At 63.2% G+C, this 25,537-nt stretch carries 24 protein-coding genes and 1 other RNA gene; 18 read left to right on the forward strand and 7 right to left on the reverse strand.

Features of this window, described 5'->3' with window-relative positions; all coding sequences use genetic code 11:
* Positions 1 to 117 precede the first annotated feature (117 nt).
* Positions 118 to 1,362, forward strand: a complete 1,245-nt coding sequence (locus VV088_RS03970; protein ID WP_334599491.1) for a glycosyltransferase family 2 protein — start codon at positions 118 to 120, stop codon at positions 1,360 to 1,362.
* A 42-nt stretch (positions 1,363 to 1,404) separates the two neighbouring features.
* Here the strand turns inward: VV088_RS03970 and VV088_RS03975 are convergent, their stop codons facing one another.
* On the reverse strand, positions 1,405 to 2,754 hold the full coding sequence (locus tag VV088_RS03975; protein WP_334599492.1) for an MBL fold metallo-hydrolase: 1,350 nt from the start codon (positions 2,752 to 2,754) through the stop codon (positions 1,405 to 1,407).
* A 176-nt stretch (positions 2,755 to 2,930) separates the two neighbouring features.
* Here VV088_RS03975 and trmD point away from each other — a divergent pair, with 176 nt between their 5' ends.
* From trmD to VV088_RS04005, 6 genes are all read left to right on the forward strand, one after another.
* Positions 2,931 to 3,683 (forward strand): tRNA (guanosine(37)-N1)-methyltransferase TrmD, encoded by a 753-nt coding sequence (gene trmD, locus VV088_RS03980; protein ID WP_334599493.1) that lies wholly within the window; start codon positions 2,931 to 2,933, stop codon positions 3,681 to 3,683.
* 189 nt (positions 3,684 to 3,872) lie between these two features.
* Positions 3,873 to 4,706, forward strand: a complete 834-nt coding sequence (locus VV088_RS03985; protein WP_334599494.1) for a DegV family protein — start codon at positions 3,873 to 3,875, stop codon at positions 4,704 to 4,706.
* A 77-nt stretch (positions 4,707 to 4,783) separates the two neighbouring features.
* Complete coding sequence (locus VV088_RS03990) at positions 4,784 to 5,365, forward strand: hydrolase (protein WP_334599495.1); 582 nt, start codon at positions 4,784 to 4,786, stop codon at positions 5,363 to 5,365.
* Positions 5,366 to 5,446: 81 nt separating this feature from the next.
* The gene (locus tag VV088_RS03995) at positions 5,447 to 6,175 is read left to right on the forward strand and encodes a YebC/PmpR family DNA-binding transcriptional regulator (RefSeq protein WP_334599496.1); all 729 of its coding nucleotides are present in this window, start codon (positions 5,447 to 5,449) and stop codon (positions 6,173 to 6,175) included.
* A 68-nt stretch (positions 6,176 to 6,243) separates the two neighbouring features.
* Positions 6,244 to 6,849 (forward strand): YitT family protein, encoded by a 606-nt coding sequence (locus tag VV088_RS04000; protein WP_334599497.1) that lies wholly within the window; start codon positions 6,244 to 6,246, stop codon positions 6,847 to 6,849.
* 79 nt (positions 6,850 to 6,928) lie between these two features.
* The gene (locus VV088_RS04005) at positions 6,929 to 7,672 is read left to right on the forward strand and encodes a hypothetical protein (protein ID WP_334599498.1); all 744 of its coding nucleotides are present in this window, start codon (positions 6,929 to 6,931) and stop codon (positions 7,670 to 7,672) included.
* 35 nt (positions 7,673 to 7,707) lie between these two features.
* On the opposite strand, the gene rnpB is transcribed toward VV088_RS04005, so the two are convergent.
* Positions 7,708 to 8,075, reverse strand: an RNA gene (gene rnpB / locus VV088_RS04010) — RNase P RNA component class A.
* Between the two features lie 190 nt (positions 8,076 to 8,265).
* Here rnpB and VV088_RS04015 point away from each other — a divergent pair.
* Both VV088_RS04015 and VV088_RS04020 read left to right on the forward strand, forming a co-directional pair.
* Positions 8,266 to 9,312: a D-alanine--D-alanine ligase gene (locus tag VV088_RS04015; protein WP_334599499.1), complete on the forward strand. Its 1,047-nt coding sequence runs from the start codon at positions 8,266 to 8,268 to the stop codon at positions 9,310 to 9,312.
* Positions 9,312 to 10,703 carry a UDP-N-acetylmuramoyl-tripeptide--D-alanyl-D-alanine ligase gene (locus tag VV088_RS04020; protein ID WP_334599500.1) on the forward strand — a complete coding sequence of 464 codons (1,392 nt, stop codon included), beginning with the start codon at positions 9,312 to 9,314 and terminating at the stop codon, positions 10,701 to 10,703. Before VV088_RS04015 ends, VV088_RS04020 begins: the two co-directional genes overlap by 1 nt.
* A 9-nt stretch (positions 10,704 to 10,712) precedes the next feature.
* Here the strand turns inward: VV088_RS04020 and mtnA are convergent, their stop codons facing one another.
* The gene (gene mtnA, locus VV088_RS04025; protein WP_334599501.1) at positions 10,713 to 11,729 is read right to left on the reverse strand and encodes an S-methyl-5-thioribose-1-phosphate isomerase; all 1,017 of its coding nucleotides are present in this window, start codon (positions 11,727 to 11,729) and stop codon (positions 10,713 to 10,715) included.
* 79 nt (positions 11,730 to 11,808) lie between these two features.
* Here mtnA and abc-f point away from each other — a divergent pair, with 79 nt between their 5' ends.
* From abc-f to VV088_RS04070, 9 genes are all read left to right on the forward strand, one after another.
* Positions 11,809 to 13,707 (forward strand): ribosomal protection-like ABC-F family protein, encoded by a 1,899-nt coding sequence (abc-f, locus tag VV088_RS04030; protein ID WP_334599502.1) that lies wholly within the window; start codon positions 11,809 to 11,811, stop codon positions 13,705 to 13,707.
* The gene (locus VV088_RS04035) at positions 13,704 to 14,351 is read left to right on the forward strand and encodes a YdcF family protein (protein ID WP_334599503.1); all 648 of its coding nucleotides are present in this window, start codon (positions 13,704 to 13,706) and stop codon (positions 14,349 to 14,351) included. The genes abc-f and VV088_RS04035 overlap by 4 nt, the downstream gene beginning before the upstream one ends.
* A 98-nt stretch (positions 14,352 to 14,449) precedes the next feature.
* Positions 14,450 to 15,508, forward strand: a complete 1,059-nt coding sequence (gene prfA, locus VV088_RS04040; protein WP_334599505.1) for a peptide chain release factor 1 — start codon at positions 14,450 to 14,452, stop codon at positions 15,506 to 15,508.
* Positions 15,509 to 15,526: 18 nt separating this feature from the next.
* Positions 15,527 to 15,784, forward strand: coding sequence for a hypothetical protein (locus VV088_RS04045; RefSeq protein WP_334599506.1), 258 nt, complete (start codon positions 15,527 to 15,529; stop codon positions 15,782 to 15,784).
* Between the two features lie 12 nt (positions 15,785 to 15,796).
* Positions 15,797 to 16,450, forward strand: coding sequence for an HAD family hydrolase (locus tag VV088_RS04050; protein ID WP_334599507.1), 654 nt, complete (start codon positions 15,797 to 15,799; stop codon positions 16,448 to 16,450).
* A 34-nt stretch (positions 16,451 to 16,484) separates the two neighbouring features.
* On the forward strand, positions 16,485 to 17,573 hold the full coding sequence (locus VV088_RS04055) for an L-threonylcarbamoyladenylate synthase (protein ID WP_334599508.1): 1,089 nt from the start codon (positions 16,485 to 16,487) through the stop codon (positions 17,571 to 17,573).
* A gap of 96 nt (positions 17,574 to 17,669) precedes the next feature.
* Complete coding sequence (locus tag VV088_RS04060) at positions 17,670 to 18,407, forward strand: hypothetical protein (protein ID WP_334599509.1); 738 nt, start codon at positions 17,670 to 17,672, stop codon at positions 18,405 to 18,407.
* Entirely contained in the window at positions 18,394 to 19,017 is a 624-nt protein-coding gene (coaE, locus tag VV088_RS04065; protein WP_334599510.1) for a dephospho-CoA kinase, read from the forward strand. The genes VV088_RS04060 and coaE overlap by 14 nt, the downstream gene beginning before the upstream one ends.
* Complete coding sequence (locus VV088_RS04070) at positions 19,014 to 20,429, forward strand: aminopeptidase (protein WP_334599512.1); 1,416 nt, start codon at positions 19,014 to 19,016, stop codon at positions 20,427 to 20,429. The genes coaE and VV088_RS04070 overlap by 4 nt, the downstream gene beginning before the upstream one ends.
* A gap of 51 nt (positions 20,430 to 20,480) precedes the next feature.
* On the opposite strand, the gene VV088_RS04075 is transcribed toward VV088_RS04070, so the two are convergent.
* From VV088_RS04075 to VV088_RS04090, 4 genes are all read right to left on the reverse strand, one after another.
* Positions 20,481 to 21,434 (reverse strand): DUF3658 domain-containing protein, encoded by a 954-nt coding sequence (locus VV088_RS04075; protein WP_334599513.1) that lies wholly within the window; start codon positions 21,432 to 21,434, stop codon positions 20,481 to 20,483.
* 56 nt (positions 21,435 to 21,490) lie between these two features.
* Complete coding sequence (locus VV088_RS04080) at positions 21,491 to 23,971, reverse strand: M56 family metallopeptidase (protein ID WP_334599514.1); 2,481 nt, start codon at positions 23,969 to 23,971, stop codon at positions 21,491 to 21,493.
* Between the two features lie 4 nt (positions 23,972 to 23,975).
* Entirely contained in the window at positions 23,976 to 24,335 is a 360-nt protein-coding gene (locus VV088_RS04085) for a BlaI/MecI/CopY family transcriptional regulator (RefSeq protein WP_334599515.1), read from the reverse strand.
* A gap of 183 nt (positions 24,336 to 24,518) precedes the next feature.
* Positions 24,519 to 25,529 carry a hypothetical protein gene (locus tag VV088_RS04090; protein ID WP_334599516.1) on the reverse strand — a complete coding sequence of 337 codons (1,011 nt, stop codon included), beginning with the start codon at positions 25,527 to 25,529 and terminating at the stop codon, positions 24,519 to 24,521.
* Positions 25,530 to 25,537 lie beyond the last annotated feature (8 nt).

Raw genomic sequence — 25,537 nt, forward strand, 5'->3', positions numbered from 1 at the left:
TGGTCGAAGGCTGGCGCATTAAGGAAACCTTTATAAAATCTTAATCGAACTCCCCCTTTGTCCTTAAAGAAGGTCTGGTATCCTTGGGGACAGATCAAACGAGAGGAGGAGCGGGATATGGATTGGCTGTTTCCTGCCGCGCTGGCCCTGACGGGCACATTTGGAGTTTTGATGGGGCTTTGGGGCCTGTGGTATTTGGCGGCTGGCCTGGCCTGTGTACGGAAGCCGGCGGACTACGGCTTCCATCCGCCCCGAACCCGGTTCGCTGTCCTGATCGCCGCCCGGAATGAGGAGCTGGTCATCGGCTCTCTGATCAACAGTCTGCTCACCCAGGACTATCCGGCGGAGCTGTATGACATCTGGGTCCTCCCCAACAACTGCACAGACAACACCGCCCGGGCGGCGGAGCAGTTTGGGGCCAAGGTGCTGGAGTGCACTGTGCCGGTGAAGAGCAAAGGGGAGGTTCTCCACTTTGCCTACAACCGGCTCCGGGGCCGGCAGTACGATGCCTGGCTGGTCTTCGACGCGGACAACGTGGTGGACCGCAGCTTTCTGGCGGAGATGAACAACGCCCGGCTGGCCGGAGCTCAGGCGGCTCAGGGCTACCGGGACAGCAAAAATCCCTACGACACCGCCGTGTCCGGCTGCTCCTCTATCTACTACTGGATGATGGACCGCTTCCACAACGGAGGCAAGGCGGGGCTGGGGGCGTCCGCTATGATCGGGGGCACCGGCTTTATGGTCACCCAGAGGCTGCTGGACAAGCTGGGCGGCTGGCACACCGAAACCATCAGCGAGGACCTGGAAATCACCGCCCAGGCCGTTCTGGCGGGGGAGAAGGTGGCCTATGTGCCGAAAGCGGTCACCTATGACGAGCAGCCCCTCACCTGGGAGCAGTCCATGAAGCAGCGCCGCCGCTGGACCAGCGGCACCCTTCAGGTGGCCCAGCGGTTCCTGCCCCTTCTGGGGGAGGCTCAGTCCCGCCGGCCCCGGCTGACGCTGCTGGACTTTGAGTTTACCCTTCTGATGCCCGCCTACCAGCTGGCCGCCCTGGCAGGACTGGCCGGAGCCGCCCTCACCTCCGCGCTGGGCGGACGGACTGTTCTGCAATCCCTGATCCTGGCCCTGGTGGGAATTTTTGGCAATCTCGCCTGGGCCGCCCTCACCGCCACAGCTGCCGCCGGGATCGTGCTCACCCTGGAGGGCAAGTGGGACCGCCGCCTGTGGAAGGGCCTGGCCGCCTACTGGCTGTTCCTCCTCACCTGGCTGCCCATCACCGCGGCCAGCTTTTGGAAGAAAACCACCGTCTGGGAGGAGATCCGCCACACCCGCGCGATGGTCCCCCAGCTGCCGGAGCGATAAAGTACAGACCGCCGCCCCAACACAGGGGCGGCGGTCGTTCTATCACTGTACCGGCTCAAAGTCGGAGGCGGGGCGGCGGCAGATGGGGCAGACGTAGTCCTCAGGCAGGGTGTCGCTCTCATAGATAAAGCCGCAGATCTTGCAGATAAAGCCCTTGGGCCTGGGGGCCTCCTCCTGGATGGGGGCGGGTTCCTCTCCCTTGACCGAGGCGGCCAGGGCCTGAGCCAGAGCCTCCAGCTCGGCCTCCTGGCCGGGGGCCAGGGCGGACTTCAGGGTGATGGGGGCCTCCAGCAGCTCGATGTTCTTCATCCCGTTCAGGATCTCGGCCATCAGCTTGCCGCTGGCGGGGGCCCAGGAGCCGTTTTGAATGAGGGCCGCTTTGCGGTTCTGCAGATTGTGGTGGGCCAGATCCCGAAGCAGGTGCTCCATGGGATCAAAGACGCCGTTGTTGTAGGTGGGGGCGGCGAAGACGATGTGGCTGTACTTGAAGCAGTCGGACAGCACATAGGAGTAGTGGGTGACGGAGACGTCGTGCATCTGGACGGGGACCCCAAGCTCGGCCAGACGGCAGGCCAGGATGTTGGCGGCCGTCTCGGTGTGGCCGTAGATGGAGGCGAAGGGGATGACGGCTCCCTGGACCTCCGGCTCGTAGGAGGCCCATTTCACGTAGCGGTCGATGATCTGCGAAAAATCCTTGCGCCACACGGGACCGTGGAGGGGGCAGATCATCTGGATGTCCAGCTTGGAGGCTTTGCCCAGCAGGGCCATCACCTGGGGGCCGTACTTGCCCACGATGTTGGTGTAGTACCGGCGGGCCTCGTCCAGCCAGTCCCGCTCCCAGTCCACCTCGTCAGCGAAGAGAATGCCGTTCAGCGCGCCGAAGGAGCCGAAGCCGTCGGCGGAGAAGAGGATCTTGTCGGTGGAATCGTAGCTGACCACCACCTCGGGCCAGTGGACCATGGGGGCGGCCACAAAGGTGAAGTTGTGGCGGCCGGTGGACAGGGTGTCCCCCTCGCCCACCAGGATGGCCCCCTTGGGGTCGGTGGCGTGGAACTGGCGGATCATGTTGATGGCCTTGCCATTGCAGACGATGCGGGCCTCAGGGTGGCGGAGCATCAGGTCGCCCAGGGTGGCGGCGTGGTCGGGCTCCATGTGGTGGACAAAGATATAGTCCAGCTTCCGGCCGTCCAAGGCGTGCTCCAGGTTCTCCAGGAATTGCGTCTGAACAGAGCGGTCCACCGTGTCGAAGAGGACCGTCTTCTCGTCCAGCAGCAGGTAGGAGTTGTAGGACATCCCTCGGGGGACGGGGTGGGCGGCCTCAAAGATGGGGTGCTGGCGGTCGTTGGCGCCAATCCAGATCAGGTCTTCCGTGACCTTACGGGTACAGTACATAGAAAAACCTCGCTTTCGTGCAGAAATTTTATCGCCCCATATCATAGCATATTTTCCTTCAAAATGCGATAACAATTTGTGAACGGCGGAAAATTTTCCAGTTTGTTGGGAATCTGTTGAAAAGAAGGGACGAATCCCGTATAATATAGCCTGAACAATCAGAAAGGCGGGCGAACATGTACCGTATTGATATTATGACATTATTCCCTGATGTGGTGGGAGATATGCTGTGCGAATCCGTTCTGGGCCGGGGCCAGGAGCGGGGGTATATCCGGGTGGAGTGCCATCAGATCCGGGACTACACCGTAAACAAGCAGAAGCAGGTGGACGACTATCCCTACGGCGGGGGCCGGGGAGCGGTGATGCAGGCCGACCCGCTGTTCCGCTGCTGGGAGCACATCTGTCAGGAGGCGGGGGAGCGGGTACATACCATCTACATGTCCCCGGCGGGCAAGACCTTTACCCAGTCGGACGCCCGGCGCTTGAAGGACGATTACCAGCGGCTCATCCTGGTCTGCGGCCACTATGAGGGCATCGACGAGCGGTTCATCGAGGAGTGCGTGGACGAGGAAATTTCCCTGGGCGACTTTGTCATGACCGGCGGCGAGATCCCTGCCATGGCGGTGGCCGACGCGGTGTGCCGCCTGGTGCCCGGGGTGCTGTCCGACCCCTCCTGCTATGAGAACGAGAGCCACTGGAACGGAATGCTGGAGGCCCCCCAGTACTCCCGTCCCGAGGTGTGGCACGGCCGGGCGGTGCCCCCTATCCTCCTGTCGGGCAACCACGCCAAGGTGGACCAGTGGCGGCGGAAGCAGTCCATCCTCCGCACCAGACAGCGCCGGCCCGATTTGTACGACAAGCTGGATTTGTCCTCCAAAGAGGACCAAACGCTGCTCAAGGAACTGGAGGAGGAGGGGGGACTCCGGTGAATCTGGGCTTGGGATGCCGCGACGGTCCGGTTTGCGCCGGGACGTATCATCCGCCAACGCAGTGGCAAAGCTATATGCGGCAAACGGCTGACGGCCCAATTTTTTGATTTCCTCTTTACATCTCCCCAAAGGTATGGTAAACTTATTGGTGAAATCTAATTTAAAAAACCACGTCTGGAGATGAAATACATGAGTTTTAAGATTGTAGTGGACAGCTGTTGCGACCTGACCCCCGCTATGCTGAAGGACCCGGCCTTTGTGAAGGTGCCGCTGACCATCTTTTCCAATGGCAGCACGTTCGTTGACGACGAAACCTTCGACCAGGCCGACCTGCTGTGGTCCATGCGCCAGAGCGAGGACGCCCCCTCCACCGCCTGCCCCTCTCCTCAGAGTTATCTGGACGCCTTCCGGGGGGTGGACGACGTGTATGTGGTGACCCTGTCCGCGCTGCTCAGCGGCTCCCACAACAGCGCCGAGCAGGCCCGCCTCCTGCTGGAGGAGGAGGCCCCCCAGGCCAACGTCCATGTGTTCAACTCCTGCTCCGCCGCCGCCGGGGAGCTGCTGGTGGCCATGGCCATCCACCGGCTGGCCTCCGCCGGGATGCCCTTCAAGCGGGTGGTGACCGAGGTGGAGCAGTTCATCTACCAGATGCGGACTATGTTTGTGCTGGAATCCCTGGAAAATCTGCGGAAAAACGGCCGGCTCACCAAGCTCCAGGCGGTGATCACCGGGGCGCTGAAGATTAAGCTGTTTATGGGCGCCACCCCCGAAGGGGAGATTTGCAAGCTGGGCCAGGCCCTCACCATCAAGCAGGCCCTGACCAAGATGGTGGACAAGATCGCCGCCGACGCCAGCCATGTGGGCCGCACCCTGGCCATCTGCCACTGCAACTGTCTGGACCGGGCCTTTCAGGTGAAGGCCATGGTGGAGGCCAAGTGCAAATTTGCCCACATCATCATCACCGAGGCCGGCGGCATCACCAGCGTCTACGCCTACGACGGCGGGATCGTGGTGGCCTATTGACAAAACTGCCAGTTTGTGCCCATAATAAGAGGATGGTTGTTCCATCCTCTTTATTTTATCACCAGGAGGAATTCGTTATGTCGATGAACCGCGGGCAGGCATGGGACCTGCTGACCAAATACAACAAAGAGCCGTTCCACCTGCGCCACGCCATCACGGTGGAGCATGTCATGGGCTGGTACGCCCGGGAGCTGGGCTATGGGGAGGAGGCGGACTTCTGGTCCATTGTGGGTCTGCTCCACGACCTGGACTTTGAGATGTGGCCCGAGGAGCACTGCGAGAAGTCCCAGGAGCTGATGCGGGAGGCCGGAGTGGAGGAAGCCGTCATCCGGGCCACCGCCAGCCACGGCTGGGGCCTGCGGGTGGACATCAAGCCGGAGCACGAGATGGAGAAGGTGCTCTACGCCAGCGACGAGCTCACCGGCCTGATCGGTGCGGCGGCCCTGATGCGGCCCTCCAGGAGCGTGGCGGATATGGAGCTGAAATCCCTGAAGAAGAAGTTCAAGGACAAGAAATTCGCCGCCGGCTGCTCCCGAGATGTAATCGCCAACGGAGCGGAGTTGCTGGGCTGGGAGCTGGACAAGCTGCTGGATATGACCCTTAAGGCCATACAGGCCGAGGAGACGGCCATCGAGGAGGCCGTAGCGACGCTGGGCTAAAAAATGCGCTCCAAGGGTTGCAAACAGGACAAAACAGTGATATAATACCACCGCTTATTACACAAGAGGGGGAACATTTTCATGTCCGGACATTCCAAGTGGCACAACATACAAAAAACCAAGGGGGCGGCGGACGCCAAGCGCTCCCAGATTTTTACCAAGATCGCCCGTGAGATGATCGTGGCGGTAAAGACCGGCGGCAGCGGCGATCCGGCCAACAACTCCCGTCTGGCCACCGTCATCGCCAAGGCCAAGGCGGCCAATATGCCCAACGACAACATCAAGCGCACCATCGACAAGGCGCTGGGCTCCGGCAACACCGACAGTTTTGAGAATGTGGTCTATGAGGGCTACGGTCCCAACGGCGTGGCGGTCATCGTGGAGGCCCTCACGGACAACCGCAACCGTACCGCGCCCGAGGTCCGCCACCTGCTGGATAAATACGGAAAGGGCCTGGGGGCCACCGGCTGTGTGTCCTGGTCCTTTGATAAAAAGGGCGTCATTGTCATTGAGTCGGAGGACCTGGACGAGGACACCGTCATGATGGATGCGCTGGATGCCGGGGCCGACGACATGCAGGCCGACGGCGAGGTCTTTGAGGTCTACACCGATCCGGATTCCTTCACCGCCGTCACCGAGGCCCTGGAGGCCAAGGGCTATACCTTCCTGGAGGCCGGAGTGCAGATGGTGCCCCAGAACTACGTCAAGCTCACCGACGAGACTGACATCAAAAACATGGAAAAGCTCATCGACCTGCTGGAGGAGAACGACGACGTGCAGAACGTCTACCACAACTGGGACCAGGAGTAAGAACACAGACCGTCGCCCGACTGGACGGCGGTCTTTTTTATCAAAGCAGAAATGAGGATTGTTATGAATTGAAGCTGAAACCGATATCCTGCATGATGGCGGCGCTGAGCAGTGCGTTTCTGGCCTTCGGGCTATACCATGTCCACTCCTTCTCCGGGGTGACAGAGGGGGGCGTGCTGGGCATGACGCTGCTGCTGGAGCACTGGCTGAAAATCTCTCCGGCGGTGTCTGGCTTTATCATGAACGCCTTGTGCTACGCCATGGGCTGGAAGCTGCTGGGACGGGAGTTTATCGGCTACTCCGCCCTGGCGTCACTGGGCTTTTCCGCGGCCTACAAGGTGTTTGAGCAGTTCCCGCCCCTGTGGCCCCAGCTGGCGGAGATGCCCCTGGCGGCGTCGGTGTTGGGCGCGGTGTTTGTGGGCGTGGGAGCAGGGGTGTGTGTCCGGGTGGGAGGGGCCACCGGCGGGGATGATGCCCTAGCCATGTGCGTCTCCCATGTGACGCATTGGGATATCCAGTGGGTCTATCTGCTGTCTGACTTTTCCGTGCTGGCGCTGTCTGTCAGCTACATCCCGCTGCGGCGCATCGGCTGGTCTGTGCTGACGGTGGTCCTGTCTGGCCAGATCATCGGCTTGATCCAGAAAATCGAGTTGCCCCGTGAGAGGACGGCCTGAAAAATATTTCCAAAAATGCTCTTATTTCCCTCCCTGTTTTGGTCGATATCAATACATATGAAATGAGGAGGGGAGCTCTGTGAGCGGCATGAGTGTTTCTGGTGTCGGTGCGAGCGCGTATTATCCGAAACCGGCTGCGTCTGGTCAGGCCGCCGCCGTCCAGGAGGAACAGAAGCCGCTGGCGGATGCGCTCCGGGAGGAGCAGGAGAGCCAGCCGACCCTGGCCGACATGATGAAGGAGGCCCAGGAGAAGGCGGCGGAGCGGGAGAAGATGTTCCAGCTCCCCAAGAGCAGCCGGCGGTATGGCGATGCCGCCATTTTGGCCTACTCCAAGCTGGCCCGGGCCAGGACTGCAGGGGATGTGGACGCCGCCTCCGGCTATGCCCGGCGGCAGATCGCCCAGCTCAGCGCCGCCAAGCGCAGCGACAGCGACAACGCAGACCGGATTCAGGCTGCCATCAACCAACTGCAAAAGGCGGTGAACCGGGCGGGGAAGAAGAAGCGGGAGCTCAATCAGGAGAAGCTGACCGCCAAGCGTCAGGCCAAGCTGGAGAAGGAGAAGCGCACCCGAGAGGCCAAGCGCCTGCGCCACCAGCTGAAGAGCAAGCAGACCATGCGGATCATCCGGGAGTCTGGGTATCTGCGGGAAGCGGCGGTGGATAACCGCATGCAGGACCATATCGCCGCCTCTAAGCAGGAGATGCGCGCCCAGATGGAGCAGCTGACCGCTCAGACCCAGACCGCCGTGGACGCGGCCGTTCAGCAGTATGCCGCCGCCTCGGCGGAACCGGCTCCCGCGCCGGAAATCAGCATTCAGGCATAAACAGGACCGCCGTCCCAAATGGGACGGCGGTTTTCTGGTGCAGTAAGCCTGTAAGCCGGGTTCTGTCTTTTAAGACAGCCATCTATCTCGACGCGCCGTTGCCAACGCGCTCTAGCCGCCTCCCCGGGACGGCCGGGCCGGCCTGTATGTCCCTCCACGGCGTTGCTCCGGATAGAGTTTACAGCGATGGACGCTTTTACACGCCATCGGGTGAGCTCTTACCTCGCCTTTCCACCCTTACCGCACCGATCCCTTGTGAGGAAGGATGCGGCGGTATATCTCTGTTGCACTTGTCCTAGGGTCGCCCCCGGCGGGTGTTACCCGTTATCCTTGCCCTGCGGAGCCCGGACTTTCCTCACAGACGGGCCTTTCGCCCCGTTTGCGCGGCTGTCCAGCTTACTTGCCCGATTATCATACAGGAAAATGGGGAGGATGTCAAACAAAAGAGGGAAAAAATTTCATCTTCGGGTTGAGTATTAGAAAGGGATGTGTTAGAATATCTTACTAATGATAAAATGTGATTGGTCTGCCCATCGCGCGGGGGCAGGGCCAAAGAAGCGGCCGCCGCGTATCATGAAGTGAGGTATTATGCTATGAAAGTGTTAGTATTGGCGGGCGGACTCAGCCCGGAACGCAATGTGTCGCTGTCCTCTGGGGCCATGGTCTGCCAGGCCCTGCGGGAGCGGGGGCATCAGGTGGCGCTGATGGACCTGTTTTACGGTCTGGACGGCGCGCTGTCCGGGGAAAACCTGTATGTCGCCCCCATTCCGGAGTCCTTCAAGCGGGTGGCCCGGGAGGCCCCTGATCTGGAGGAGGTAAAGGCCCGGCGGGGCGGCGGTCCCTCCGCCATCGGTCCCGGCGTCTTTGAGATGTGCGCCGGGGCGGAGGTCGTGTTCCTGGCCCTCCACGGCGCCTGCGGCGAGGATGGCCGCATCCAGGCCGCTCTGGATCTGCTGGGCGTGCCCTACACCGGCTCGGGCTGTCTGGGTTCCGCCATCGCCATGGATAAGGACCTGACCAAGCGTCTGGTGGCGAACCAGGTGAAAACCCCCCGGTGGGAGACGGTTACCGTCACCAGGGAGACCCTGGAGGAGCTGGTGGAGCGCACCAGGCTTCCGGTGGTGGTGAAGCCCATTGCCAGCGGCTCCTCCATCGGGGTGTACATTGCGAAAAGCAAAGGGGAGCTGAAAAAGGCCCTGGAGGAGAGCGTCAAGCTGGGCGGCCGCACGGTCATTGAAGAGTACATCAAAGGCCGGGAGATTCAGGTGGCGGTGCTGGGCGGCAGGGCTCTGCCCTCCATCGAGATCATCCCCAGAGAGGGCTTCTACGACTACGCCAACAAGTACCAGCCCGGCGCGGCAACGGAGGTGTGTCCCTCCCGCATCCCCAAGGAGTGGGAGAAGGCCGTCGGCGATGCGGCGCTGGCGGTGTTCCATACCATTGGCCTGTCGGTTTATGCCCGGGCGGACTTTATCGTCACCCAGGAGGGCGTCCCCTATTTTCTGGAGATCAACACCCTGCCCGGCATGACGCCCACCAGCCTGGTGCCCCAGGAGGCCGCCGCAGTGGGCATGGACTACGGTAAGCTCTGTGAGACCATCATTCAAATTTCCATGGAGGCCCGGAAGGAGAGACTGTAATGGAACCCATCACCTTGGCTCAGCTGCTGGAGGCGGTACACGGCCGCCTGCTGGGAAGCTTTGACCGGTTGGATACTCCCATCTCCAAGGTAGAGACGGACAGCCGGTCCATCCATCCCGGCACCCTGTTCCTCCCGCTGGTGGGGGAACGCTTCGACGGCCACGCCTATATCAACTCCGCCCTGGAGGGGGGCGCCGCCGGCTGCATCACCGCCCTGGAGCGGGACAGCTGCCTGCCGGGAAAGTTCTACGTGAAGGTGGAGGACACCCAGCAGGCCCTCCGGGACCTGGCCGTTTGGCATAAAAACCGGTTTGCAATCCCTCTGATCGGCGTGACCGGCAGCGTGGGCAAGACCACCGCCAAGGATATGCTGGCCGCCGTTCTGGGCGTCCGATACAAGGTGCTCAAGACGGAGGGCAACCACAATAACAACATAGGTCTGCCGCTGACCCTGCTGGAGCTGAACTCCAGCCATCAGATCGCGGTGCTGGAGATGGGGATGGACAAATTTGGCGAGATCGACTATCTGGCCGGTATCGTCAAGCCCGATGTGGGGATCATCACGAATATTGGCGACGCCCACATCGAGCGTCTGGGCAGCCGGGAGAATATTTTCCGGGCCAAGTGCGAGCTGCTGCCCCATGTGAAGGGGGACGGCCTGCTGATCCTCAATGGGGACGACCCTCTGTTGGCTTCGCTGAAGGGGAACGTTCCTGTTCCCGCTGTCTTCTGCGGGCAGGGGGAGGGGTGCGACTACCGGGCCCAGGTGACCGGCGGCGACGGCGTCAGCCACATCCACTGCCGCCTGACCACTCCGCACATGGACCGGGATGTGAGAATCCCCGCGTTGGGGGAGCACATGATCTATCCTGCCCTCATCGCGGCGGCGGCGGGGGAGCGGTTCGGCCTGACGCCCGACCAGATCGAGGAGGGTCTGAGCCAGTTTGTCCCCACCCGGATGCGGATGAATGTGCTGCGGCGGAGTTCCGGCATCACCATTCTGGACGACACCTACAATGCCAATCCCCAGTCTATGCGGGCGGCCATCAGCGCGTTGGCGGACAGCCGGGGCAGCCGGAAGGTGGCCGTCCTGGGCGACATGCTGGAGCTGGGTCCCTTTGCCCCCGCGCTCCACAGCGGGGTGGGGGAATATTTGGGGACTGCGGGCGTCGACTGTCTGGTGGCGGTGGGCAGCCTGGCCCGGCACATCGCTGAGGGCGCCCGGGAGGCGGGCGTCGCTCAGGTGATCCACTGCCACACCCGGGAGGATGCCATGGCGGTACTGCCCCAGGTGGTCGGGCCGGACTGCACCGTACTGGTGAAAGCGTCCCGGGGCATGAAGCTGGAGGAGCTGACCGCCAGGCTGCTGGCGCTGACAGAAGAGGTGTGAGGGAGGCGTTTATGCCTCTTGAAACAATCTGGCCAGACTTTGATCAAAGGGGGGCCTGAGAACGCCCCGCTCGGTGATGGCGGCGGTGAGCAATTCGTGGGGAGTCATGTCAAAGGAGGGGTTCCAGGTCCGCACCCCGGCGGGGCCGGTCTGGACCCCCGCGAAGGAGGTGACCTCTCCGCCGTCCCGCTGCTCCACCGGGATGCGGCTCCCGTCCGGGAGCGACCGGTCGATGGTGGAGGAGGGCAGAGCGGTGTAGAAGGGGATGCCGTGGTGCTTGGCCAGCACGGCCAGGGAGTAGGTGCCAATCTTGTTGGCGAAATCCCCGTTGGCGGCCATGCGGTCACAGCCCACCACCACCAGATCGACGCACCCCTGAGCCATCAGATACCCGGCCATGCCGTCGCAGATGAGGGTGACAGGGATGCGGTCGTTCACCAGCTCGTAGGCGGTGAGCCGGGCGCCCTGGAGCAGAGGACGGGTCTCGTCTGCGTATACCATGGAGACCTTTCCCTGGGCATGGGCCGTGCGGATGACCCCAAGAGCGGTGCCCCAGCCGCCGGTGGCCAGTGCTCCGGCGTTGCAGTGGGTGAGGATTCTGGCCTGACAGGGCACCAGCTCCGCGCCCGCTTTGCTCAGGGCGGTGTTCATCTGGATATCCTCCAGGTGGATGGTCCGGGCCTCCTCCTCCAGGCGGAGCAGGTCAGGCCCGCAGGCGAGCCAGCACCGCTCCATCCGGTCCAGCGCCCAGAACAGATTGACCGCTGTGGGGCGGCTGCCGGCCAGCGTCTGCTTGGCCTGAGTCATGCTCCCCGTGAAGTCCGCCGCACCGGCATATTCCTGGGCGGCCAGCACCATCGCGTAGGCCGCCGCCACGCCGATGGCAGGCGCGCCCCGGACCACCATGGTCCGGATGGCCTGAGCCGCATCCCGGTAGTTGGTATAGCGCAGCCAGTATTCCGAGCCGGGCAGACGGGTCTGGTCCAACAGATAGAGCTCATTCCGTTCCCAGCGGATCGCCTCCATAAAAAATCCCTCATTTCCATTTGATTTCGAGAGAGATTGTACCATAAGAAACGATTGCAGACAAGCGAGGACCCAAACAATGATTGATATCGCAGTATCCGGCCTTGTAAAAGAGTTTGAGGTCGGCAAAAAAATACTGGACGGGCTTACCTTCCAGGTGGATTCCGGCGAGCGGGTGGGGCTGCTGGGCCCAAACGGCTGCGGCAAGACCACCCTGCTGCGCATCCTCACTGGCGTGGTCCACCCCGACGAGGGGGAGGTGGTCATTGCCCCCAACCGGCGGCTGGGACTGATCTCCCAGATCCCCGTCTACCCGGCGGGCTACACCGTGGAGGATGTGCTGGACACCGCCTTTGAGCCCCTCCATCGGATGGAGGAGGAGATGGCCGCCCTGTCCCAACGGATGGAGAAGGGGGAGAGCGATCCCGCTGTACTGTCCAGGTACGACAAGCTGTCTGCCGCCTTCCAGACCGGCGGCGGCTATGAGACGGACACCAACAAGAATAAGGTGTGCAGCGGCCTGTCCATCCCCCAGGATATGCGGGAGCGGCTCTTTGACCAGCTGTCCGGCGGGGAGAAGACCCGAGTCAACCTGGCCCGGCTCATCCTGGAGGACACCGACATCCTTCTGCTGGACGAGCCCACCAACCACCTGGACCTGCGGGCTACCGAGTGGCTGGAGGAGTATTTGGAAAAATTCAAGGGCACCGTCCTGGCCGTCTCCCACGACCGCTGGTTTTTGGACAAGGTGGTCAGACGGGTGGTGGAGATCCAGGCGGGAAAAGCGGAGTTTTACGCCGGAAACTACAGCTTTTATGCCGTGGAGAAGGAGCGGCGGTATGAGGAGAAGCTGCGCCAGTACGAGAAGGAGCAGGCCAAGATCCAGCAGCTGGAGAAGGCCGCCGAGCAGCTGCGCATCTGGGCCTACTCGGGCAACGACAAGATCTTCAAGCGGGCCCAGTCCATGGAAAAGCGCATCGAGCGTATCCGTCAGACGGACAAGCCCAAAAAGGACCGCAAGATGTCCGTCCGCTTTGGCGAGCGGGAGTTTCGGGGGGACGAGGTGCTGTCCATCAAAAACCTGTCCAAGGGCTTTGGCGGACGGACCCTGTTTGACCATGTCAACCTGGAGGTGGCGGGCGGCGAGCGCATCGCCCTGCTGGGGGACAACGGGACCGGCAAGTCCACCCTGATCAAGATCCTCATGGGGGAGGAGGAGCCGGACGGCGGAAAGCTGAGGAAGGGACCGACGGTAAAGGTGGGCTATCTGCCGCAGATCATTCACTTTGACCACCCGGAGCGCGACTTGGTGAACACCATGCTCTATGAGCTGGACTGCACCGCCCAGACTGCCCGGGACCGGCTGGCCGCCTTCAAGTTCCGGGGGGAGGACGTCTTCAAGCCAGTGTCCGCCCTGTCCGGCGGGGAGCAGTCCCGGCTGCGGCTGTGCATGCTCATGGACAGCAAGATCAACCTGCTGATCCTGGACGAGCCCACCAACCATCTGGACATCCAAAGCCGGGAGTGGATCGAGGAGGCGGTGGAGGAGTACGAGGGCAATCTGCTCTTCGTTTCCCACGACCGGTACTTCATCGACCGCTTTGCCACCCGCATCTGGATGCTGGAGCAGGGAACGATCACCGATTTCCGGGGGACCTATCAGGAATTTCAAACGGCGAAGGAGCGGGGCAGGCTGGCGGAAGCCGCCGCCCCCCCTCCGCCGCCGGAGAAGAAGGACAAGCCCAAACGTTCCGGCGGCACCAAAAACCTGGAGAAGGAGGTCAACGCCGCCGAGCGGGCGGTGGCCGCCGCCGAGGAGCAGATGTTTGATCTGGAGCAGGCCATCCAGGAGGCGTCGGCGGACTATTTGAAGCTCCAGGAGCTGTATGAACAGCGGGAGGCCCTGGAGGACGAGCTGGCCCATCTGTATGCCGTCTGGGAGCGGTTGGCGGCAGACCTGGAGGAGGCGCGGGGATGATGCAGAAAATTCACAGACGGCCCAAGGTGGAGGTGGCCAGCTACAAGGGAAAGCGGTTTGCCCTGTGGCTCAAGGCGTTTCTGGCCCTTGTCCTGCTTGGGGCGATGGTCTTCGGCGCCCTGCTGAGCCTGGTGCTCAGCGGTGCGCGGGACGAGGTCCGGGGCGACCCCAAGGTCATGGTGATCCTGGGTTGCCAGCTCCACGACTGGGGTCCCTCTGTCATGCTGCAGGACCGGCTGGACAAGGCTCTGGAATACCTGCAGGACCACCCGGATATGACGGTGGTGGTCTCCGGAGGGCAGGGGGAGAACGAGCCCACCTCCGAGGCCCAGGGCATGGCCGATTACCTGGCGGAACACGGCTTCAGCCGGGAGAATATCATTTTGGAGAGCCAGTCCCACAACACAAACCAGAACCTGCGCTGGTCCGCCCAGCACCTGGCGGAGGCGGGCATCGACATAAAGGATGGTGTGATCATCGTCTCCAACGGCTTCCACCTCACCCGGGCCAAACTGCTGGCCGGACGGGCGGGGTATGAGAACGTGTCCACCCTGGCCGCCCCCTCCAGCCATGTGGTCTCCCGGCTGAAAATGTATATCCGGGAGCCGCTGGCCCTGGTGAAATCCTTTGTGTTCGACCGGTAGAAGGGGCTCAGCCCTGCGGGCGGAGTCCCCGCTGCGAAGAGAGCCTGCCGCCGCCTGTGCGGCGGCAGAATGAATGCGCATACGAAGGAGGGCTGTCCATGCTGGACAAGCTGATTATGATTGAGGCGAACTACAGTCAGATTGAGGCCCGGCTGGGAGCGTCGGAGACCTACGGCGACCCGGACCTGGTGGCCCGGCTGAACAAGGAGCAGGCTGAGCTCCAGCCTCTGGTGGACACCTTCCGCACCTACCGGCGCACCCTGGACGCCAAGGCGCAGGCGGAGGAGATGATGTCCGACCCGGAGCTGAAGGAGCTGGCCCAGGAGGAGTATCAGCGGACGCTGGAGGAGCTGCCCCGGCTGGAGCGTGAGCTGCAGATCCTGCTTCTGCCAAAAGACCCCAACGACGGGAAAAACGTGATCGTAGAGATCCGCGCCGGAGTGGGCGGGGAGGAGGCGGCCCTGTTTGCCCACTCCCTGTACCGGATGTACTCCATGTATGCCGAGTCCAAACGGTGGCATACTGCGGTGGACTCCGCCAATGAGACGGAGCTGGGCGGCGTGAAGGAGATTGTCTTTACCGTTGAGGGGGACGGCGCCTGGTCCCGATTCAAGTTTGAGAGCGGTGTCCACCGGGTCCAGCGGGTGCCCGAGACCGAGTCTGGTGGGCGGGTCCACACCTCCACGGTCACGGTGGCCGTCCTGCCCGAAATGGAGACGGCGGACGTTCAGCTCAACCCCGCCGATATCGAGATGCAGGTGTTTCGCTCCTCAGGGGCGGGGGGACAGCACGTGAACAAGACCTCCTCGGCTGTCCGGCTGATCCACAGGCCCACTGGGACGGTGGTGGAGTGCCAGCAGGAGCGCAGCCAGTTCCAGAACCGGGACAAGGCCATGCGGATTCTGGCCTCCCGGCTGTACGAGGCGGAGCAGGAGAAAATTTCCAACGAATACACCCAGCAGCGCCGCAGTCAGGTGGGGTCCGGCATGCGGAATGAGCGCATCCGTACCTACAACTTTCCCCAGGGCCGGGTGACCGACCACCGCATCGGCCTGACGCTGTACAAGATTGACCAGGTGATGGACGGCGCTCTGGACGAGATCATCGACGCCCTGGCTGCCAGCCATCAAGCGGAGCTGCTGAAGGAGCAGAAATAAGGAAAAGGAGCCAATTTTATGGAAATGTATATTCATTACAAATCCCTCCCGGAGGGAAAGGACCTCCATGACGTGATCGGGGAGCTGAATGAGGTGCTGGAGGATGTGGGGTCCGTCTGCGGCGGTGAGGCCGGACGCATCGACCTGGACCTGGAAGACGAGCGGGCCAACCCCAAGCACGCCCAAGTGGCGGTGAAGGCGTACCTTCAGCGGGTCCAGTTTCCCAGGGACACTACGGTGGAGATCGGCTGCATGGAGATCGGCGTCTACGAGTAAAGAGGAAATGTGATGTATACCAATGTGATTTTTGACCTGGACGGCACCCTCCTGAACACCATCGACGATCTGGCGGACGCGAGCAACTGGGTGTGCCGGGTCCACGGCTGGCCCACCCATACCGTGGAGGAGTACAAGCAGTACGTGGGCAGCGGCATGGCGAAGCTGGCCGAACGCTTCGTCCCGGAGGACTGGCGCACGCCCGAGGGGGTGGCAGCCGTTTTGGCGGAGTTCATGCCCCGCTACGATGCCCACAAGGAGGACAAGACCGCCCCCTATCCCGGCATTCAGGCGCTGCTGGAGCGGTTGAAGGGGGCGGAGGTGAAGCTGGCGGTGCTGTCCAATAAGGCCCACAGCCTGGTGCCATCCATCATCGAGGGCTATTTCCCCGGCGTGTTTGACTGCGTCCAAGGGGCGCTGGACGGCGCGCCCACCAAGCCCGATCCCACCCTGCTCCACCGGCTGATGGGGGAGATGGGGGCCTCGGTGGACAACACCCTCTTTGTGGGGGACAGCAATGTGGATATCCGCACCGCCAAAAACGGCGGATTGACCAGCTGCGGAGTGCTCTGGGGCTTCCGGACCCGGGCCGAGCTGGAGGCGGAGGGAGCCGTCTTCCTGGCCGGGACCCCGGAGGAGCTGGGGGACCTGATTCTGCACCCATAAACATCAATGGAAGCCTTTTCAGGAGGCAGACACTATGAAAACACAGCTTCTCACAGCAAATGAGATCGACCGGGCCGCTGAGATCATCCGGGCCGGCGGTCTGGTGGGCATCCCTACTGAGACGGTGTACGGTCTGGGGGCCAACGGGCTGAACCCCATGGCGGTCCGGCGCATCTTCCAGGCTAAGGGCCGTCCCCAGGACAACCCGCTGATCCTCCACATTCCAGACGCCTCCTGGCTGGAGCTCTACTGCCAGGACATTCCGGACGCGGCCTGGCGGCTGGCAAAGCGGTTTTGGCCTGGGCCGCTGACGATGATCCTCCGGTGCAAAAAACGGACTCCGGAGGAGCTGAGGGAGCTGGAGCAGGGACCTGTCTGCTCCGCGACCCACTTCGGTCCGCATGTGATCCCCGATGTCGTGACGGCCGGACTGGATACGGTAGGGATGCGGTGTCCGGCCCACTCCATGTGCCGGGCCATCATCCAGGCGGCGGGGGTGCCGGTGGCCGCTCCCTCGGGGAACACCTCGGGAAAGCCCAGCCCCACCAGCTTCCAGCACATGCTGGACGATATGGAGGGCAAGGTCGACGCCATTTTGGACGGCGGCGACTGTCAGGTGGGGGTGGAATCCAGCATCATCGATCTGACCTGCACGCCGCCCCGGCTGCTGCGCCCCGGCGGCATCCCCCTGGAGGAGCTGCAGCTCGTGCTGGAGGACGTGGAGCTGGACCCCGCCGTCACCCGGCAGCTGGGCAAGGAGGAGCGCCCCCGGGCGCCCGGCATGAAGTACCGCCACTACGCCCCCAAGGCTCCGGTTACCGTGGTCCGGGGGGAGCCGCCGCGCAGTGCGCAGTATATTCTGGATCACATAAAGGACAGCTATTGGGATGGGGTCATCTGCTTCAATGAATTTGCCCACTGGTTTCAGGACTACCCGGTGGAGCAGCTGGGAGGCTCACTGGACAGCTTTGAGCACGCCCGGCGGCTGTTCCGTGCCCTTCGGGCCATGGACGCTAGCGGCGTGAAGCACATCTGGGCCCAGTGCCCGGACTCCGCCGGTATGGGGCTGGCGGTGGTCAACCGGCTGAACAAGGCGGCGGGCTTCCGCGTCGTGGACGCCTGACAGCCGATTATCCTCCCAAAACGACCGGCTGTCCCAACCCCCTTGCAGTTTTGCACTCCTTTCGGTATGCTGGATGCACGGAAGGAAGTGGAAGCTGTGAATTGGGGAAATCTGGGTTGGATTTTATACTATGCGGCCCACACCGCCGCCGGGATCTGGTCTTTGCTGGAGCTGTTCCTGCTGGAGGCGGTGCAGGAGCTGGGACTGGCTGCCTGGGCCTTTGGGGTGCTGTGGCTGGCGCTGGCGGCGGCAGGGAGGACGGGCCGCCCATCCCTGCAGGGGACCGTGTGGCGCATCTTTACCGCCGGACTGCTCCCCGCCCTGTGCGGGGCGGTGGATGCCCTCTGGCGGGGGGACACGATCACGCCCACCCCGGCGATGTGGGCTTTTTTCCTCCCTCAGCTTCTGCTGGCAGGCTGCGTCCTGCTGCCGGGCAGAGTGGAGGGGCCTGGCTGGAAGCAGGGGCTGGCCCTGCTGGAACGGGGATGGGAGCTGAACCTGTTCCTGATGCTGTGGCTGTTTCTGCTGGCCGGGAGCGTGCTGTTTATGAGTACCGGGGGGCTCTTGTTTTCCTTCTTCATCGGGGCGCTGCTCGCGGGGAGCCGCAGGTTTCTGGATTACGACGGTGTAGCGGGCATCGTGACAGGGCTGGGACTGCTGTGGCTGCTCCGGAGGTACATGCTCCTGCGGGCCTGGCGTCTGGCGGCGGAGGAGGACCGGCCGGGTCCCTGGTTTGCCCTGCTGGTCCCGGTGTGGGGACTGGTCCAGGCTGGCCGCCTGGAGAAGAGCCTCCGCGCCCGGCAATGGGCGGCGGAGGGATATGACCGCTTTTAAGAGAGGTAAGGCTATGACGATTTTGGGCATCACCGGCCCCACAGGGGCGGGGAAGACCACCCTCCTGCGGGAGGTGGGGGCGTTGGGCGGCGCGGTCATCGACTGCGACGCCGTCTACCACGAAATGCTGGAACAGGACGCCGCTTTACGGTCTGAGCTGGAGGCGGCCTTTGGCCCTCTGCGGGACGGCTCCGGGAGGATCGACCGGAAAAGGCTGGGGGCGGTGGTTTTTTCTGATCCGGACAAGCTGGAACTCCTCAACAACATCGCCTGGACGGCGGTGGCGGATCAGGTCCGTATTCTGCTGGCGGACTGTGAACGGCAGGGGAAGCAACTTGCCGCGGTGGACGCCATCGCCCTGCTGGAGGGCTCCATAAAAGAATTATGTCAACTGACAGTGGCTGTCCTGGCTCCGCCGGAGGTCCGGGTGCGCCGCATCATGGCCCGGGAGGGCATTTCGGAGGCTTACGCCTGGTCCAGAGTGAACGCTCAGAAGCCGGACGAGTATTTTATCCAAAACTGTGACTATACTTTAATCAACGACTGTTCCAGCGCGGAGGAGTTTTCTCAAACGGCGCGGGCATTTTTGAAGGAGGTTTTATCATCATGAGCGAGGAAAAGAAGGAACAGACCCGGGGCGAGCAGCTGCGCAAGGCGCTGCTCTACGACAAGAAAAACGGCTACGACCGTCTGGCCGAGGGCGAGGCGGAGGCCATGGAGGCCTACTGCACGGGCTACAAGCAGTTCCTGGACGCGGGCAAGACCGAGCGGGAGTGCGTGGAACGGGCGGTGGCCCTGGCAGAGAAGGCGGGCTTTCGGCCCTATATTCGGGGCGGGGAGCTGAAGCCCGGCGACAAGGTCTACCGGGTGAACCGGGACAAGGCGGTGACGCTGGCGGTGATCGGAAAGCGGCCGCTGTCTGAGGGGGCGAACATCGGCGCGGCCCATATCGACTCCCCCCGCCTGGACCTGAAGCAGAATCCCCTCTACGAGTCCGATGAGCTGGCCTATCTGAAGACCCACTACTATGGCGGCATCCGCAAGTACCAGTGGGTGACCATCCCCCTGGAGCTCCACGGGGTGGTGGCCCTCAAGGGGGGGCAGACCGTCCGGGTATCCATCGGCGGCGGAGAGGGCGACCCCCTGTTCACCATTGATGACCTGCTGCCCCATCTGGGGACGGAGCAGTCTAAGAAGCCGCTGGGGGAGGCCATCCCCGGCGAGACGCTGAATATCCTGGTGGGCAGCCGCCCCCTGGAGGACGACGAGGGCAAGGACCGGGTGAAGCTGGCCGCCCTGGAGCTGCTCAACCGGAAGTACGGCATCACCGAGGAGGACTTTATCTCTGCGGAGCTGTGCGCAGTCCCAGCCTTCCGCGCCAGCGACATCGGCTTTGACCGCTCCCTCATCGGGGCCTACGGCCATGACGACCGGGTGTGCGCCTACGCCTGCCTTGCGGCCCTGCTCCAGCTGTCCGCGCCGGAGTACACTGCCGTGTGTATGCTGGCCGACAAGGAGGAGATCGGCTCCGAGGGGGTGACCGGCATGAAGTCCGCTGCCTTTGACACCTTTATGGAGGACCTGTGCCAGGCCCAGGGGGTGTCCCTGCGGGCCTGCTATGAGAAATCCTTCTGCCTGTCCGCCGACGTCACCGCCGCCTACGATCCCAACTTTGCCGACGTCTACGAAAAGCGCAACAGCGCCTTTGTCAACTACGGCATGGGTCTGTGCAAGTACACCGGAGCCCGGGGCAAGTCGGGGGCCTCCGACGCCTCCGCCGAGGTGGTGGCCAAGGCGCGCCGCATTCTGGACGGCGCCAACGTGGTCTGGCAGATGGCCGAGCTGGGCAAGGTGGACGCCGGCGGCGGAGGCACAGTGGCCGCCTACATGGCCGAGCGGAACATCGACACCCTGGATGCGGGCGTACCCGTCCTGTCCATGCACGCCCCCTTCGAGACGGTGGGCAAGCTGGACTGCTATATGACCTTCAAGGGGATGAAGGCCATCTTCGAGTCGGTGTAAGTTTGAAGGAATGAAACACACGGATACCTCAAAGGAGGTATCCGTGTGTTTTTACCGTTTTCGCAGCATGCGGCGGTAGACAGGGTCGCCCTCCGCCGCCTGGGTGAGAGCCTCCAGCTCGCCGGCGTCCACCATCGCCTGGATGCGGCGGTGGATCAGACCGTCGCCGATTCCCAGCTGGCAGCGGCCGATCACCTCCCCGATCAGACGGGACTCGTTGAACTCCCGCTCCATCCGGGCCAGCGTCCGGCGGATGAAGCTGTCGTAGAAATCCTCCGGAACACCGGCCAGCGTTCCGTTCAAAACGGTCCGCAGGGGGGCGTTTTCCTCCTGAAGCTCCCTCCACCGGTTGGCGCAGGCCCGGCGCAGGATGGGGGAGATGGGCTGTTCCAGGGGGAGAAAGCGGCTCCACTCCCCAGGGGGCACGTCGCCCCAGGCGGTGTAGGTCACCACGCTGTTGTCCCGCTGGTCCCAGCGGGGCAGCTTGACGGCGCTGACGGCCCCGCACTGCTCCAGGCCGTCCAGCCGGGCCAGCAGCCAGTAGAAGCCGCACAGCTCATCGGGCTGGTCGCTGTACCACAGGCGCACCGGCTCCCCGGCGGCAGACCGCTCCAGAACGGCGCGCAGCGTCTCGGCTCCGCCGTCGATCCACCGGTCGAGCTGCTCCCCGATGCCCGGTACCGATGGGGAGAAGCCGCAGTACGCACAGAGGACCTGACGGCGGATGGGGCCGGGGATTTTTTCCGAGATATCCCCCAGGCTCAGGCCCAGGGAAAAGCCATACACGTCCTGGGCCCTGCCGCCCATGGGACGGGCCCGCTCCCATTTCCGGCGGTGCTCCTCCTCAGCGCGGCGCTGGAGCCGGGCGATCTCCTCCTCCGACGGCTCGCCGTCGGAGGGCTCCAGAATGATCCCCAAAAGGCCGCCGCCGTATTCGCCCCGGCCGAAGAATTGGGCGTACTTCAAACTGCCGCAGGCGCTCTCGCTGAATACTGCTTCCACCATAAGACGCGCTCCTTTCCTTTCGGCCAGTATAGCGCGAAAGGGGGAAGAATGCAACCCTACAGCAGCCCCCAGGCGTACAGGTCGAAGAACCCCCGTCCAGAGGTGACATTGTGCAGGGCATAGCAGCCCAGGATGTCGCCGTTGGGGCCCCAGCCGTGCTTGGCGGGCCACCAGGACCAGAACTCGCGCAGGGGAGCGTTTTCCTCGTCCATCATTCCGTACAGGTCGTCGCCAGGGGCGTAGCCGGTGGCCTGGGGGGTGTAGAAGGTGAACTCCGCGCCGGGCTTCAGGGCCTTGCCATCTTTGCCGTCAAAGCCGTAGGGCTCGCTGGAGATGTAGTGGCAGCCGTCCTCGTCCCACTCCCGGCCCGCGGGGTATTTGGTATCCAGCACCAGCTCCTCCAGGGTCATGGACCAGGAGGTGTCGGAGACCTGAGTGATATCGGTAAACCGCCCGTGGAACTGGCAGACGTACCGGATGGTCATGTCGGCGTCTTCATAGTCCCCCTCAAAGGTCCCGTCGGGGTGGAGGGTGAGAATGGTGGCCCAGCCCCCCGCGCCGCTGCCGAACCACAGCTTCATGGGCTTGTCAAAGGGGAGCGGGCCCTCCTCGGGAACGGCGCTGGCGGCGTGGTAGTCCGATGCGTTGACGATGAGCTGAGCCAGTGCCCGAGCGGCGGACAGCAGCTCCTGGGGGTCAAGCTCAGCGTAGGGCTCCCCGTAGATGGGGGACTGCTGGCCGGTGGTCAGGTCCACGACGCAGTGGATTTCACTGCTGCCGCCCTGCGCCCTGGGACCCAGCTGGAGCCAGATGCGGTCCGGGTCCTCTTGGGGGCTGTAGACGGCGGTGACATAGTAGTAATCCTCCGAAAGGCCAAGGAACCTGGGTTCCGAAATCTCCAGATAGCCCAAGGCGTTTTCCGGGATCTCGGAGTGGGTATTCAACTCCCGGGCGTACCAGCGGATGTATTCACAGTCCAGCCCGGTGATGTCTACATAGGTCCACAGGTCATCCAGTGCGTAGGCGGCAGGGGAGAGGTCGATCTCCGGGGCGGCGGTGGAGTTCACCTCCTGGCCCTCAATGGCCAGCCGCCCGTCCTCGGTGAGGATCAGCCGCCCGGAGGCGATATCCTCCCCTATGTATTCCGACTTGGTGACCATCAGCTGTCCGTCCTCCAGGGACAGGGTGTAATCATAAATCCCCCGGTCCCAGAGGAGGTATCTGTGCTGGTTGGCGTAGTCGTACACCTCCACATGGCTGTCCACCAGCCCGGAGCCGAAGCTGACGGTGGAGCAGAACTCCCGCTTGCCGTCGCCGTTCAGGTCGCAGAGGAAGACGTTCCACACAGGCATCCCGGAGTAGAGCGTGCCATGAGTGACCAGGTCGTAATGGGTTTCGACCACCTCCACAAGCCCCGGATTCCAGCGGAAGGTTTTTTCGGGAAACTCCGGCAGCTGAAGGTCGCGGTATTCGTCCCAGGGCAGATCGCTGGGGTTGGAGAAGTAGTCCACCCATACCTCCACGGGAGGCGTGTCCTTCTCCCCGGCGGGCTGGCTGACCCGGTTGGTGGCCAGAGCCGCACAGGTGACGGCGACCACCACCACCGCCGCCGCCATGACCCACAGGGCCGGCTTTTTGTAGCTGAGCACGTTCTTGATGCGGCTCTTGGGATCGCTGTCCCCAAAGGCCAGCGGTCCGGCGGGGAGTTTTTCCCTGCCTCCGGCCGACAGCCGCAGCAGGGAGGCGGAGTAGTCCGCCCGCACGTCCCGGTCCATGTTCCGGAGCACCGCCTCGTCACAGGACATCTCCATGTCCTTGCCCGCCAGCCGGAAGGCCAGCCACACCAGGGGGTTGAACCAGTGGACCGCCACCGCCAGCCAGGCCAGCGCCCGGAGGATATGGTCACAGCGGCGGATGTGGGTCCGCTCGTGGAGGAGGATGTAGTCCCGTTCCTGCTTGGGCAGTGCGGAGGGCAGATAGATCCGGGGCCGCAGCAGCCCCAGTACAAAGGGAGTGGGGACCCGGTCCGCCAGCCAGACCCCGGGTTCGCCCTCCAGGGGGACCGCCTCGGCCAGGGCGCGCCGCAGACGGATCAGAGACAGGGCGCTGTACCCCAGCAGAAGGGCCGCGCCCGTCAGCCAGAGGATGGCGGGCAGGGTGACCTTGCCTGCTTGGGGGATGACCGGGGAGGGGGCAGCCTCCGCATGCTCTGGGTGGTCCGCAACGCCCTGATAGGGGTGGCGGAGGAAAAAGTCGTTCATCTGCCGGTCCAGGCCGGGCAAGCCGGTCTGGACCTGGACCACCTGACGCTCCTGCCCGCCATTCCCGGCGGCTGGCACAAGCTCAGCGGCGGGCAGAAGGCTGAAGGCGCTCTCCAGAGAGATGGGACACAACAGGCGGAAGAGGACCACCGCCCACAGAAGGTAGGAAAACCGCTTGGGAGCCCGGCGCAGAGCCAGACGGATCAGCAGTACGGCCGCAATGACGAGGGAGGCCGTTCCGCTCATGCTCAATACAGCGGAGAGCCATCGTTCCATATCCTCACCCCCTGTTCTCGTCGATGAGCCGCTGGAGCTCCGCAATCTCCTCGCTGCTCAGCTTCTTCCGGCTGGCGAAGGCGGTGAGAAAGCGGGGGAGGGAGCCGTCAAAGGTCTGGTCCAGAAACTCCTGGCTGCGCAGGGCGTCGAACTCCTGCCGGGACAGCCGGGAGGTCACAACTCCTCCCTCGTTCTGAAAGAGGCCCCGCTGGCACAGCCGCCGCAGGACGGTATAGGTGGTGGATTTTTTCCAGGACAGCCGCTCTCCGCACAGCTCCACCAGCTGGCTGGAGGTGAGCGGCTCATGGTCCCAGATCAGGGCGGCAAAGGCAAATTCGACCTCGCCAAGCTTATATTGCGTCATAGTGATCCCCTCCTGAATTGGTTTACAGCTTGTAGTCCAATACGAGTTTACAGTATATAGACCAATTTGTCAAGAGGGAACGCGCCCATGGGGGAGCAGGAGCTTCTCCAGCGGGCGGCGCAGTAAGAGAACAGATAAAACGGCCGGCGCAGTTTTAAGCTGCGCCGGCCGTTTTGGTTTGCATCAGCGGATACGTGCCAGCTTCATGAGATAGTGCCGGTCGTAGGTGGTCAGGGGCATCAGGAACAGGTCGCCCTTGGAGCTGCCGCACATGCCGTGGGCCCGAATGGGGGAGTTGAAGAAGCCAAGCTGGGCCTCCACCTCCAGATCCATGTTGACGATGGTGACGCCGCCGCCCCGCTCGGCAATGTAAACGTAGTCCGCGTCGGCCCAGATCTCCGTAGGCTGGTACAGGTTGTCCTCCAGGCAGGCCAGAAGCTGGCCATCCTCGTCGAAGACGTGGACCCGGTTGCCCTCCCGGTCGCCCACCCACAGACGGCCCAGCCGGTCGCACCAGATGCAGTGGGGAATGATGAACCGGCCCGGCTCGTCGCCGTGTCCGCCCCAGGTCTTTTTCAGGGCGCCGTCTGGGGCGAAGCGGTGGATCGAGGCGTTTCCGTAGCCGTCGCTGACGAAGATGTCCCCCTGGGGACCCACCACCACGCCGGTGGGGCGGTTGAAGGGCGGGGCTGCCCGCTGGATGCTCTGCAGGCTCAGGCTGAAGGCCCAGGCGGTGTCGAAGGCCACATCGGTGGGGATCAGCTTGCCCTGGCGCTGAAGTCTGCGCCAGAGGTTGGGGTCATAGCCGCTGTCGCTGGGGACGCCCAGGGTGCCCAGGTCCCGGAGGTGTTCTCCTTCCATGGTCAGCTCCCGCACCACGTGCAGGGCCGTGTCGGGACACAGAAGGGTGTTCTGCGGGGTGACGCAGATGCCGTGGGTCTCCTGAAACAGCCCCTTGCCGAAGTCCTTCACGTACCGGCCCTGGGCGTCCAGCATGACGATGGGGTGGTTCAGATTGCGGGAGGTGAGGAACAGATTGTCCTCCCGGTCGCAGCAGCCGCTGGGGTACATGGTGAACTCGTAGCCATCCGGGAACTGGCCGTAGTCCGGGATAAGCTCGTAGGTAAAGGGACCGGCGGTAAAGACCGTTTTGGTGGCCTGGTCCCGGTTGGCGATGCCGGATATTTTTTTCATAGGATCTC

It is taken from the genome of Lawsonibacter sp. JLR.KK007, assembly GCF_036941135.1.
Classification (GTDB): domain Bacteria; phylum Bacillota; class Clostridia; order Oscillospirales; family Oscillospiraceae; genus Lawsonibacter.